A 13,823-nucleotide genomic window follows, 5' to 3' on the forward strand; every position below is an offset into this window, starting at 1 on the left:
ATGTGTTATGCGTGCGAGAACAAAGTTGCAACCCGGCTTTCGTCTAAAAAGCCCCCAAATACCGGTGTTTTTGGGCGTTTCGCACCTCTCGAACCGTAGCACGATATCTCAGCGAGGCCGTGTGGAACCGCAAAAAACGCGAAAAACAGCGGTTTTTAAGCCAAAAACCGGTCGTTTTGACCGGTGTCGGCATCCACACGAGAAAAATCCCCGGGCATGGGTCGATTTCTCTCAAAACGCGGCCCGAATCCGGCCTTTGCGGGGCGAATCAGAACGACGACGAGAAGAACCGTCTGGAGCGGACCGGTTGGGTCAACGCCTGATCTACCAACGCCTGATCCAAACCAGATGCGGAGTCACCCGCCAGGACGTCCTCGGTCGCACTGACCAACGTGATCGACTCGGCAATGTCCTGGACCGCCTGATCGACCCCGGAGGACGTCAGCAGTCGTCCACGCGACGATGTGACGACGCTCGCCGGTGTCTGGCTGTCAGCGGTTGTGGCGTCAGAATCGGACGACGCAGCCGCCGTGGCAGGGAGTGACGTGCTGTCGGTGCTCACCGCAGCGGAAGTCACCGCAGCGGAGGCCACCGATTCGCCTTCGGGCGTCCCGGTCGCCAGCAACGTCCCGGTCGCCAGCAACGTTCCGGTGGACTGGCTGACCGCATCGGAGACCTCTGATGGTGCGTCAGACGAGGTCGCTGCGGAAACGCCGGTTGACGTGCTGCCGGTGGAGACGGTGGTCGCCGTGAACGGCACCACGCCGTCCTCGACGTTCACGCGATACAGAACCAAGTTGCCCACTTGTCCGCGACGCTGGATTCGATTCCCGTCATTCACGTTGACGGTCGCGGAGACTTCCGCCGAGTCATCCATGCCGACGATGGTGAGCTGGTTGCCGGCTGCGTCCAGGTGAGCTTGGGGATCGGTAACGGTATCGGTCGACGGAGAGGCTTGCGTCAATACGCTGTCGCTGCCCGGCTCGACGGCCACCAGCAAGCTCTTGCGAGGAGTTGAACCCAGCCAATCTTGGATCGACAGAAACTCCGGACGGATGCGTCCCAGTCCGGTCTCGATGGTCATGTCGCCGTCGTCCGCAGCACTCTCCACGTTGATGGTCTTGGCGTTCTCGCCACCGATCAAGAAAGGAATGGCGGGTACGTTGACCTGATAGTTTCCGGGCAAAACATCAGCGAATCGGAAATTGTCGTTGGCCTGATCGTAGAGCACTGGAACGTCGATTGTGTCGCCCAGCAGGTTCGATCCGGTCAAGCGAATGCCTTGATAGTTGGCTGTTCCTTGATTTGAGAAGTTGAGGAAAATATCTCGCACCTGATAGTCATTGACGTTGATCGTGAGCGTGCCGCCGCTGATCAATCCGCTACCGTCGGTGACCGAAAAGGTGAACGTTTCCGTTCCGACGAAGGTCGCCGAAGGCGGTGTATACAAAACATTGCCGGTCGAGGACTCGATCTGAACCGTTCCACCGGCGGACGGTGTACCGAGATTGGTGAATGACAATGTCTCGCCGCTGTCCACGTTGGTCGGCAAATCGCTCAATCTCAAGACGGTCGTCTGCCCCACACCACGACTGAGCCCCCGTGTCGGGTTCGTCACCGGCGGCGGATCATTGACTGCTGTCACCGTGAACGTCACCGTTGCCGATGCCAGTCCACCGCCCGTGTCCCGGATCGTATAGACGACTTGATCGGTCCCGTTGAAATTGGCCGCGGGCTTGTAAAAGAACTGCGTCCCGTCGCTGCTGATCCGCACGGTTGCACCCGATGAACCCGCATTGACGGAATCCAGCACGAACGCCTGACCCTGAGCATCGGTTTGATCGTTGGTCAAGACATCATAGGTGGCTTCGGCAGCGTCTTCGGCAACCGTGAACGCGTCACCGACGGCAACCGGTGGCGGATCCGCAGAAGCAACCGTTACCGAGACGGTGACCGTCTGTGTCAATGCCCCATCACTGACCGTGTAGGTGAATGAATCGGCACCGGTGAATCCCGCCGGTGGCGTGTACAGCACCGCCTTGTTGTCACTGGAGATCGTAACCACCGCACCGGAGGTCTGGCTGTTGACTGCCGTGACGCTCAACGTTTCTCCCGTATCGGGTGCGATCGAGTCATTGGCCAGAACGTCCAAGCGAGTCGCCGTGGTGTCTTGCGTGACGTTGAACGTGTCCGCGATACCGGTCGGCGGGTCATTGACCGGCGAGACCGTCACCGTCACCGTCGCATCGTCTTGGGCACCACTGCCGTTGCCTGCACGATACGTGAACGTCGTCACGCCATTGAAATTTCCTTCGGGAGTGAACACCACTTCGCCGCCACTGATCGCGACCGATCCGCCATTGGTCGGTTGCGTCACCGAAACGACCGACAGCGCTCCGCTGCCCGAGCCGATTTGATCATTGATCAAAACGTCGATCGTGGTCGCGCCCGAATCTTCGTTGACCGTCGCCGAATCGTTGACCAAGGTGAAGTTCAACCCGACGGTCACAGACGCCGTTCCATAGGCCACTTGGTCGGCCGGGATCTGCGAGCTCTCGCCGAACAGCAGCACATCGTTGCCCACCGCGTCGGCCGGATCGGTTCTCAACAACGCGGTGCCCGTGCCAACGGTTTCGAATCGAACCGTGGCGATCAAACTTTCCTCTTCGTTGGTCGCCGCCAACACGCTGCTCACGGCACCGAGTTCATCAACTTGTCCGCTCGCGATCGTTCCCGCTTGCAATGATCCGAAACCATTTGAGAACTGGATTGTGGAACCCGGCACCACACGTACGACATCGGAATCAAACAACAAGTCCGCGTAGGCAGAGAACACGCCGAGCCGATTGACGAACGACCTTGCATCGACGGCGATGAAGTCGACCAAGAACTGTTCACCCACGCCGAATGAATTCGTGACGTTGCCTGCGGTGTCCTTGACCACCAACTTGAGTTCAGCCAACGGCTCACCAGCAACCGTGACCGTAAAGGCTTCCGTGCGTGTGTTGCCAGCGGCATCGGTCAGCGAGATGGCGACGGTATTGGAACCAAGTTGACTGGCGGTCGGGGTCCAACTGATCAAGCCCGATCCACTATCGATCGTCAGTCCGTTAGGCACGTTCACGGCGGCATACACCAACCCAGAGCCTTCCTCGGTGCTGTTCAGATCGGTCTGGAACAAACGCCCCTGATTGGCCTGTGTCGCAGCGGTTGCGGTCACGGACGATGGCTGAGTGGTGTCGTAGGTCAGCGACAAAGTGGGCGACAGCGTGCTGGTCACACCGTTGCGAGTTTGCCGGGCGGCCAAGTTGTAGGTGCCTTGGCCCAGTGCTGCGATATTGGTTGTCGTGATCACCACAGTGGTGCCCACAGCGGTTCCCGTCCCCACGACCGTCGAAGTCGCTTGATTGACAATGTCGACGGTCGCTCCGTCGAGCACGCCCACGACTTGAAAGGACAACGTCTGCGAGTTGGTGATGTTGTCCGTGTTGCTCGCTCCGCTGTCACTGGTTGCCAACAGTCCCAGCGAGGTCGGTGCTGAAACCGTGGTCTGCTCTGCTTCGAAGTTCAACCGAATGATCTGCGTGTCCTGATCGCTGGAACTGTTCCCCGCCACACCGGCACCCGGCCGTACGCCGACCTGGACATCAACCGGTCCCGTGTACCCGTTCGCGGGCGTCACGGTCAAAACGCCAGTGGTGCTGATCGATGCCGTCGCCTGCGCGCTCGATGCGACGTTGGCAAAGTACTGAACCGGATCGGCCTCCACATCAACGCTGGTGACCTGAATCACCGCGTTTTGTCCCGCAGGTGACGACGCGGGCACTGCGATCGGCTGCAGGAACGGCTGGCTGTTGGCCGTGTCGTTGTTAACATCGACTTGGAATGTTTCGCTGTGCGTATTGCCATCGCCATCGGTCACGGTCACGGTGACCGAGGTGCTGCCCGTCCCGTTGCCTGTCGCCTTGAGCATCACGACACCGTTCTCCGTGTCGTTAAAAACTTCGACGGTTTCGATGGTGATCGGAGTCGAGGGCAAACCGGCGCTGTTCACGGCGTGGTTGCTGATCGCTTCACGCACATCCTCGCCTTCGACCAACTGCCCCATCACGGAGTGGTTGAAGTCCAAGTGGCGAGTCGGTCCTTCGGTGATAAAGAACTGTGAGTTGTTGGTGTCGTCGCCGGCTTTGGCAAACGACAAGACGCCAGAACGATTGTGTTGTAACTCCGCGTCGAAATCGTCGTCCAAGTCAGGCAGGCTCGATCCGCCCGTTCCCGTTCCGTTGGGATCGCCACCTTGGATCACAAATCCGTCCAAGACACGGTGAAAGATGATCCCGTCATAGAAATCCGCGTTGGCCAGATCGATGATCCGACCCGTCGCATCAGGGGCACGCTGCTCGAACAACTCGAACACCATGTCGCCATAGGTCGCCATGTCGATGCGGATCGATCGGTTGCCCGTCAGTACAGACGCCTCCAGCAACTGCGGATTGGCCACCGAGACCGAAATCGTCAACGAAGGGTCATCGGGGTCATAAGCATCGACCGGAATGTGCAAGGGTGATCCGATCAATACCGTCTGATTGCCAATGGGCTCAAACGTGGGTTGATCGCCCTGAGGAATCGACACGCCCGAAAAGGTGCTCAGCTCCGCCAACGTCATCAGCCCCACATGCCGGTCCAACTCGGTTCGCGTTTGAGGGTCCGACGACGAGTAACGCACCCAAGTCGGATAGCTGGTGACATTGTTGTCGATCGCAATTTGCCCCCGAGATCGATCCGGATTGGTGACTTCCACAAACGGCAAGTCGTCTTTGCCGTCCTGAAAGAGTTCTTTCTGATTGGTACAGATAGGACACCAATTGGCCCCATAAAACACCACGTTGGCGTCGCCGATGTCCTTGGCAAACTGAACCAGATCCGGAGCTGCCTCGCCCTCAGGCTGCATCGTGACTTGCAAGAACGACGCAGGCTCTGGCCCCATCAGCGCCGACTGATCGGCAGAGGCGTCCGTGGCGAACAATTCGACGTCGCCGGCAAGCAACTGACGACGTTCCAGCGACTCAAGCATCAAATGCCCTCGCTGTGTCTTGGTACGTCCACCGTCTCCGGATTGGATCAGACGGCCCAATAAAAGACGGGCAGTGTCAGGCATCGAGCGACGATTGCGTTTCTGAGACATGTTTTCTATTCAGCTTTCAAACGCTGGGGAAAAATCAAAGTTGCACTGGGCTAGCAAATGGGGCTAGCAAAGTGGTCGCGAACAAATTGGGCTAGCAAATCCGGCATCTCGTCTCCAATGCCGGTTGCGCGAGATACACCGTCCATCGATCGTTCGACCATTTGACCAACTTCGGCTGAGAAAATTCAGCACAACCGGCAGGGTTTGACATGCCGGTGGCACGGTAACCCGATTATCGATCGACTTTGGGGAAAGGGAACTCAACAAATGTGCATATTCATCTGCCATGCGACCCGTGGCCTCTGTAATCCACTTAGGCCTGAAATCCGGCGGCTTTGTCACGAAAAACAACGCGAAAACCTCCCGACAGGCTTTTCGTTAGCGATTAGGACGCACGCCGACAGGCCGTTGTTCCCTCAAGATGCAAACGAAGGTGCCAGAGAGCGGCAAAACACCCCTCCACAGAGGTTGCGACCCCGTCGTTTGACCCGCAGCCGCAGGCGTAGGAGACACTACCAAATGGATAGAAACGCAGCGTCAAACGCCGATTCCCCCTGCGCCTGCGGCTACGGGTGGACTGCTAAGAGTTTTGTGTTGACATTGTTTTATCAGTCCATGTTTTTGTTCCATGCATCGCGATCAAAGTGAGCCTCGGGCACTAGCCGTGGGCCGGCACCACAATCCGCCTCAGACGCTAGCCCGGATTACTCACGCCACTGACTACAGTCTTCGCAATACGTTTGCACCAAACGGTTTACACGGATTGGCACGAAAACAGTCTGCGCATATCAGCCGCCACGCGATAGCGTCCGGTTCTCAAGCCTGTAATCGGGAACCGGACGCTATCGATAGCGTCCCTCTTAGAACGCGCAGGAAACAAAGCATTTTGCGAGATAGTGGCGTTGAATCCCAAACAGATCAACGTCGCTAAGCGGATGACGCTACCAAACGCGGTGAGCCGTGACGCGTGAGCGGCCGGGTCTTACACGTATCAAGTATCCATTTCAGTGCGTAAAACCCGTGGGCTGACGGCCAGCGGCTAAGGGCGTATGACACCAAAGAGCGTTTGATAGCACAACCACGCTAAGCGGGACGCTCTTTATCGCGTGCCAGCTGATGAATAATCCGCGCCTAGCCGGCGGCCGGCACCACAATCCGCCTCAGGCCCACGGCTAGCGCCTGAGGCTCATTGGGGGCCACCAGCTGTGCCGGCAGTAGGGACAGAAACCTGCGCAAACCCAAAAAGACACAACCCCAACGTTGTGACAGTCCGGGCTACGGGTCAAACAGGTCGTAGGGCCTCAGTCTGGCGGTGGGTCGTAGCCGCCGGGGTTCCATGGGTGACAACGCAGGATGCGGCGGCACGTCAGCCACAGACCCTTGACGGCCCCCTTTCGCTCAATGACTTCCTTGGCGTATTGGCTACATGTCGGCGTGAATCGACAATTCTGACCCAGCAGCGGGCTGATCCCGATTTGGTAAAACCGGATCAGAGCGATCATGAACCAACGAACCATCCATTCACTCCGTCACCCCGGTAGCGTCGATCAAGCTTGAAAACCGTCTTCGATCACACCGTTCTTGATGACGATGGAGATTCCGTCACGAATCTGGAATGCCTCGTCTTCGCCCTGGGTTTGAATTCCCGTTTCGTTGGTGATCCGAACGTTCTTTCCGATGCGGCTGTTTTTGTCCAGGATCGCGCCTTGGATCACGCTGTTGTCGCCGATCCCCAACGAGATGGATTCGGAGTCCAATTGATTCTGATCCTCCATGTAATCGGCGCCCATGACAACGGAGTCTTTGATCGTAACGTTGTCTCCAATCCGGGTTCGCAAACCGATCACGCTGTTCTCGATCGTCACGTTGTTACCGATTCTGCAACCGTCGGCGATCAAACTGCCGTCGATCTTGACGTCCCCCATGATCGTCGGTGGCAAGAAACGCGGGCGACTGTAAATCGGCGCTTCACGACTGCCGATTTCGAACGGCGGGTTCTTGCTCGCCAGGCTCAAGTTGGCTTCGTAGAATGCTCGGATCGTTCCGATGTCCTCCCAGTAGCCGTCGAACAAGTGCACCTGAACCTTGCGTGAACCGATCGCCTTGGGGAAGACCTCTTTGCCGAAGTCCGAGTCGTCGTTTCCCTCCAGCAATTCCATCATCACGGACTTGTTGAAGATATACAGCCCCATGCTGGCCAAGCAGTCGCGGCCTTTGCTGGGGATGCCACGCGCGTCGATCCACGCCGGATCCATCCGAACTTTGGCCAGATCTTCTTCGGTCTGAGGTTTCTCGACAAACCCCCGGACATTTCCTGCATCATCCACCTGCATGATTCCTAGCGACGAAGCGTCTTCGCGATCGACCGGGATACCCGCGATCGTCGCATCCGCTCCCGACTCGATGTGCGTTCGCATCATGTCGCGAAAGTCCATCCGGTACAGTTGGTCGCCCGACAGAATCAGGACGTGTTCGACCCAAGGCTGTTCGATGTAACGCAAATTCTTTCGGACCGCGTCAGCCGTTCCCTGGTACCAATCGGTACCCGAAGTGACCGTCTGCTGAGCCGCCAACAATTCGACAAACCCACCATTGAAATGGTCAAAGAAATAGGTCTGGCGGAGGTGACGGTGAAGACTGACCGACAAGAACTGCGTCAACACGTAAACACGATTCAAACCGCTGTTGATGCAGTTGCTGATCGGAATGTCGATCAAGCGATACTTTGCCGCGAGTGGTACCGCTGGTTTGGCGCGGATCTTCGTCAGCGGAAACAAACGGGTCCCGCGACCGCCACCCAAAATCAACGCGATTGTATTTGAAAGATCCATCAGCCTGTCCGATCGGTGTCGTTTTACTTCAGAGGTATACAGCAACTGCCATGCGTTCAGTTTTAACGGAGCCATGCACCAATTGAAACCGGCCCCACCGGCAAAGAAACACTACCAGTACTTTTCAAATAGAATTCGCCCGGGGCCTTCGTGTTCATGGTGTTCGTGAAACCCGGCCTCCCGCAACAGCGGCAACATCCCCGGCGTTGGCAACGGATCTCCGCCCGGTGGCACATAACCGATCATCGACGGATTGCCACACAAAAAGACATGTGTGTTGGTCGGCGACAGCGGATCGCCAGCGGCTTCCGCCAACCGCCCGCTGGTGAACAAATCCTGCAAGTATTGTTTGCCCACGTAACCTGGCATGGCGGGGTCCAGATTGATCGGTTCACGCGTGGTGTACGACAGGTAACGATACTGCGGATACGCTTGCATCAGCCGCTCGTGCTGCGGTTGGTAACCAAGGTCGCCGAAGTAACGAACACTGGTCACGTTCACGATGCGGCCGCGATGCCCACGAGACAACAACGTTGCTGTCATTGCATTGTGCGGCGCTTCCCCGGTTCCGGTCCCCAACATCAATACCGTGTCTTCGGGAGCAATCGCTCCCAGTGTGTAGTTTCCCACAACTTTCTTGCCGACCGCCACTCGATCACCGACGGCGAGTTGAAACAGCCGCGGCGTCAAAACCGGCGGCGATTTGTCCGGCGAACCGGACGATCGGACCAGCGTGATGTAAAACTCCAAATAGGCAAGCGAGTCCACAGGCGCAATCCTGCCATCCTCACCCAACAGAGGGCAGGAAATGGAATAGGCCCGCTGAGCGACACGTTTGAGCTTGTTTGCCGGTACCTGATCGGGTTGCGTTCCAGACAAACGCGGTTCCCAATATCCCAGACCCAACGTGACATATTGCCCCGGTTGAAACCGCGGCACACCGGCGTCCGGGCGAACTCGAAAAATGGCGAGATTTTCGTGACAGTCGATCCGATCGATCACCGTCGCGTTGTAGAGCTTCGACCGCAGGTTCTGGACCTCGATCTCGCTCACCATTGCTTGTGATTGCGTGTCTTCTGATTGGGCAGGCTGACTCAAGACATTCCTCTGAGTGTGGGGAGCAACACAACCGTGAGTGTCACTTTCAAAACCAACTTCAATGCCAACTTATCAATGCCAACTTCATTGACACTTTCCGGGCGTAATCCGTGCATTCCGGCAGGGGGGCGGGCGCACAATTGCCCGCAGATCACAACTTCGCTGAAATCTGGGCGGACTTTCGGCCCGAGAACCAATATACTGGGTTTGACCAGCTCGTTGTGACACCCAATTCACAACACCGCCCGGCAGCCCAAACTATCCTGTCAGGCCGCCGCCCCCAAAATCGCAATCCCTCATTTGCCATGATCCACCAACGACATCCTTCCCGATCCTGCCACCTGAGAGCACCAAAACGCCGCGCCGGTGAGCAGACCACTCGATCGCGCTGCAACCCGAACTCCCTGGTCATCGGTTTTGCCATCGTCGCTTCGTTCATCGGTTCAACCGCACAGGCCGAGAGATGGACGGCATTGGGTGGCACCAAGACCATTGATGCCAAGATGATCGGGCTCTGGGGCGACAGCGTCGTGCTGCAACTCGATGGCGGTCGCCGCGTCACCGTCAACTTGCTGAATTTGCAAGCCGAGAGTCGTATCCAAGCCCAAGAACTGGCGCGAAAGCAAGTCACCTTTCGAGAAACCATCGTGGGCGAAATCAAGAGCGCCGCCGAAGAAGCCGCCGCGCCCGCACCGACTCCCTTGCCCGAGCCTCCACCCGCCGCCACCTACGTTCCCTTCAAGTCCGGCATGTCGGTCATCGACCAACTGGAATGGAGCAAACAACAGCAGCAAGCCGGACACATCATCGCCGCCTTCGATGCCTTGCCGCCGAAGTACCAAGCCGATATCGAGCAACTGGCCAAAACCGCCGCCGCGAAAATCGATGCCGCCACGCTGCAATCCATCATCAGCTCGATTCACCAAATCGGCGATGTCATCGTGACCAAACAACGCTGGGTGTTCTCACATCCCAGATTCGCCGCGATGGAAGACGGCTCGGCCGATGCGATCAAAGAGATGCTGTTGCCCGTCGCCGGGCTGATCCGAGTGGGGCTTGATCCCAAAGCATTTGATCTGGCCGCGTTTCAAAGCACACCGTTTCGATCGTGGTTGATGCAACGCGATCAAGCGATGGCACCCTACATCGCTGAACTGAACGAACTCTCTGGCGCCGCCAACCTGCTGTCTTTCCAACTGAAAGGCGAAAAGGATGGCGTGGCCACGGTCGAAGTCACCATGGGGACGGTCAAAACGCTGGTTCAATTCATCGCCGTCGACGGACATTGGGTAGAGAAAGCGAGCGCCGATGAATGGGATAAATCAATCAGCGAACAAACGCAACAGCTCGCCGATACGCCAAATGGGTCATACTTGGCCGGAGGCATGACGTCCATGATCCCCGATCTCATCACTCCCATGGTCAATCCCATGGCACAAGCCACCACGGCCGAAGAAATGCACGTGGCGATGGACCCTGTGTTCGACAACTTCGTCGGACCCGCCGTGGGCACCCTGATGGCGGTGGCGAACATGTCGACCGGACCGGGACGCGGGAACAATAATCCCTACGGTTACAACGACGGTGCATACGATAGCTACAGTAGCGGCTATGGTGAGGAAGGCATGGGAACAGGCATGGAAGCAATGAACATGGAAAGTTACGGGGAATCCTACGGACAATCACAGGGAGGCAGCGGCCCGTCGTCCAGTCCGCCAACATCCGACAGTTCCAATGGCGGTTACAAAGAGGCGATGGAAGCGATGAAGAACCGGGGCAACTAGACCGGATGCCACTAGTGGTCTGGAACAGCTTATCTTTAGGGTAGTGGATCTTGTTAAAGATCCTGTAGCGGTGGGATCTTTGACAAGATCCACTACGGCAAACCCTAACTTCTAGCTGTCCTAGACCACGAGCCCGGATTGTTCACGCGACTCACTACAGTCTTCGCAATACGTTTGCAAGAAACGGCTTACGCGGATTGGCACGAAAACAGGTTGCGTCTACCAGCCGCCACGCGATAGCGTCCGGTTCTCGCGCCTGTGATCGGGAACCGGACGCTATCGCGTGCCGGCTGATGAATAATCCGGGCTAGCCACACGAATGTCGTTTGCTGAGACTCCATGTCAGATTCATCGTCCTCTCTATCATCCGCTCAACGCCGTGTCGTGATCATCGGCGGTGGACTTTCGGGTCTCGCCACGGCCGTGCATTTGCACTTGCTCGACCCCAGTTTGCAACTCACCGTTCTGGAGTCTGCTGACCGCGTCGGCGGCGTGATCCACACACAACAGGTGACGCTTCCCAGCGGTCAATCTTTCGTGCTCGATCACGGTGCCGACATGTTCGCCACCCAGCCGCCCGCCGCATTAAAACTCTGCGAACGTCTCGGCGTCGCCGACCAACTGATCTTGCCCAACACCGACGACGCCGGTGCGATGATCGTTTTCAAAGGACGATTGCAACGCATCCCCGACGGGTTTGTCCTGATGCGTGCCACCCGCGTTTGGCCGATGATCACCACGCCGCTGCTGTCCCCCTTGGCCAAGCTGAGGCTGCTGGCCGAGCGTTGGGTCCGCCCGGAAAACAGTGCGCACCGAAACAAGCAGCAAAACACAGAAGGAAATACTGGGCAAAACTCAGCGGACCCCGATGGCGATGTAAGCGTCGCCCACTTCGTCCGCCGACGCATGGGCACAGCCGTCCTGGACAAGATCGTCAGTCCACTTGTCGCCGGGATCTACACGGCAGACGTTGAGCGCCTCAGCATGCTTGCCACCATGGCACCCATCGCCGAGATGGTCCGCCAGCATGGCTCGCTGACCGCAGCGACCAGACGACGCAAGCGGGAGGGCAGCGACGGCACAGAACGAAACAGCGCCGGTGCCCGCTACCACAACTTTCGTGCTTTCCGCGGCGGCATGATCCAACTGATCCAGTCCCTCACCGCCGCGTTGCCCGATCAGACGATCCAAACACAAGCAGACGTTCAGTCACTGAATTGGAACGCATCACAGAAAACCTGGGCGGTCCGAACCGGCGATCACGAAATCCAGTGCGACGCCGTCGTCTTGGCCACCCCAGCCCGCGTCAGCGCCCGATTGCTGCAAACCATTCCAACAAACGATTTGAAACCAGCCGCAAACGCTGCTGCAGATCAACTCTCGCAAATCGAATCCGCATCCGCGGCCATCGCGGTGTTGGTGGTTCGCAAAGACCAGATCTCCAAGCCGATTGACTTCTTCGGGTTTGTGGTCCCGATGCTCGAACGACGCAGGATCCTGGCCGGCAGCTTTGCGAGCGTCAAATTCGCCGGCCGATGCGACGACGATCATCTGATCGTACGCGTCTTCATGGGCGGCGCGCTCCAAAGCGAACTGCTGGAACGAGACGACGATCAATTGATCCGAATCGCTCGCGAAGAACTTGCCGATCTGGTCGGTCTGTCCGGTGATCCTGTGTACGCGGCGGTTGTTCGTTGGAACGCGGCGATGCCTCAGTACCACGTCGGGCACCTGGAACGTGTCCGTCAAATTGAATCGAACCTCGCCAAGCTGCCTGCACTGGAAATGACCAGCAACGCATTGCACGGTGTCGGCATCGCCCCCGTGATCTCAGCAGCCGAATCCACGGCCAAGAAAATCGTGGAACAACTGTCGCCCGACCCTTCAGATCGCTAGGGTGTGGTCCTCTCTCACGCAGCCCGTCGCGACGAGCGCCGTAACGACTGCTGCTCGGCCACTTTGCGATTTCCGGTCTGATCGCTCAGCGGATAGCGAATCTTGGCCATCGCGTTGTACATCGCGACCGCATCACGAAACCGCTTCTTGGGCGCAGGATCGATCGACTTGCGGATCACATCAACAAACTCACGTGAAAGTCCACGGCGTAGTCGATTGAATCCCGGCAGCGGTGCTTCGAAGGGATAATCGGGGATCTCGCCCGAGAGCATCCGATAGATCACCAATCCCAACGAGAATACATCGCTGCGATAGCTGGGGTGCCCCATGGCTTGCTCGGGAGCCATGTAGCCGAGTGTTCCCGAAGCCGAAACGTCGTGCGTTCCCTGCTCGACTCGCGCCAGCCCAAAATCCGTCAATCGGATCTCGTAGTTGGGAAACAGGATGAAATTCTCTGGCTTGATGTCGCGGTGCAGCACCCGGTTCTCGTGTGCGTATGCGACCGCATCGACCATCTGCAAGATGTAGTCCACCGTCGTCGAACGAGACAACCGGCGGCTCAAGCGGTCGCACAACGATTCCTGCCCCAAGGGAAAGACCATCACGAACCGGTCGTCGATGAACCGTGCATCCTTGAGTTGCAGAACTCCTGGATGATCCAACTTGGCCATGATCCGGACTTCGCGTTGCAAATCGTCCAGGGTTTGCGAGTTGGTCGAGTACCGTTCATCGGGAATCTTGAGCGCGACGCGTCGATCTTCGACAAGGTCCACGGCGGAATACACCGTCGCAAATCCGCCTTCACCCAGCCGTCCAACGATTCGATATTTGTCCAAGCGGCTACCGCATCGCAACGGACGATTGCGTTCGGGTTGACCACCAAAGATTTTCAGTTGGGCCACAGTTGCTCACAGCCATCGCGTTCGAAGAGGTGTCTCCCGCGGCGCGTACCGCAAGCCACCTGATCTCGCAATCGTCAAAAACGCGTCTGTGATTACAGTTTTTCTGGTTCGAACGAAGCAAAACCAG

At 57.7% G+C, this 13,823-nt stretch carries 7 protein-coding genes; 2 read left to right on the top strand and 5 right to left on the bottom strand.

Annotated features, from left to right (window positions below; all coding sequences use genetic code 11):
- Nucleotides 1–268: 268 nt before the first annotated feature.
- The 4 genes from Pla52nx_RS31895 to Pla52nx_RS31910 form a co-directional block, all read right to left on the bottom strand.
- The gene (locus tag Pla52nx_RS31895) at nt 269–5,158 is read right to left on the bottom strand and encodes an Ig-like domain-containing protein (RefSeq protein WP_231742794.1); all 4,890 of its coding nucleotides are present in this window, start codon (nt 5,156–5,158) and stop codon (nt 269–271) included.
- Nucleotides 5,159–6,486: 1,328 nt separating this feature from the next.
- Nucleotides 6,487–6,702: a membrane protein insertion efficiency factor YidD gene (yidD, locus tag Pla52nx_RS31900; RefSeq protein ID WP_146523439.1), complete on the bottom strand. Its 216-nt coding sequence runs from the start codon at nt 6,700–6,702 to the stop codon at nt 6,487–6,489.
- Between the two features lie 30 nt (nt 6,703–6,732).
- Entirely contained in the window at nt 6,733–8,016 is a 1,284-nt protein-coding gene (locus Pla52nx_RS31905) for a glucose-1-phosphate adenylyltransferase (RefSeq protein WP_146523440.1), read from the bottom strand.
- Nucleotides 8,017–8,127: 111 nt separating this feature from the next.
- On the bottom strand, nt 8,128–9,114 hold the full coding sequence (locus Pla52nx_RS31910; protein WP_231742796.1) for a ferredoxin--NADP reductase: 987 nt from the start codon (nt 9,112–9,114) through the stop codon (nt 8,128–8,130).
- Nucleotides 9,115–9,419: 305 nt separating this feature from the next.
- Here Pla52nx_RS31910 and Pla52nx_RS31915 point away from each other — a divergent pair, with 305 nt between their 5' ends.
- Nucleotides 9,420–10,898 carry a hypothetical protein gene (locus Pla52nx_RS31915; RefSeq protein WP_146523441.1) on the top strand — a complete coding sequence of 493 codons (1,479 nt, stop codon included), beginning with the start codon at nt 9,420–9,422 and terminating at the stop codon, nt 10,896–10,898.
- A 339-nt stretch (nt 10,899–11,237) separates the two neighbouring features.
- The gene (hemG, locus tag Pla52nx_RS31920) at nt 11,238–12,794 is read left to right on the top strand and encodes a protoporphyrinogen oxidase (RefSeq protein WP_146523442.1); all 1,557 of its coding nucleotides are present in this window, start codon (nt 11,238–11,240) and stop codon (nt 12,792–12,794) included.
- 14 nt (nt 12,795–12,808) lie between these two features.
- Here hemG and Pla52nx_RS31925 read toward each other — a convergent pair whose 3' ends face one another.
- The gene (locus Pla52nx_RS31925) at nt 12,809–13,696 is read right to left on the bottom strand and encodes a serine/threonine-protein kinase (protein WP_146523443.1); all 888 of its coding nucleotides are present in this window, start codon (nt 13,694–13,696) and stop codon (nt 12,809–12,811) included.
- Nucleotides 13,697–13,823 lie beyond the last annotated feature (127 nt).

Origin of the sequence: Stieleria varia (genome assembly GCF_038443385.1) — a bacterium.
Lineage (GTDB): Bacteria > Planctomycetota > Planctomycetia > Pirellulales > Pirellulaceae > Stieleria > Stieleria varia.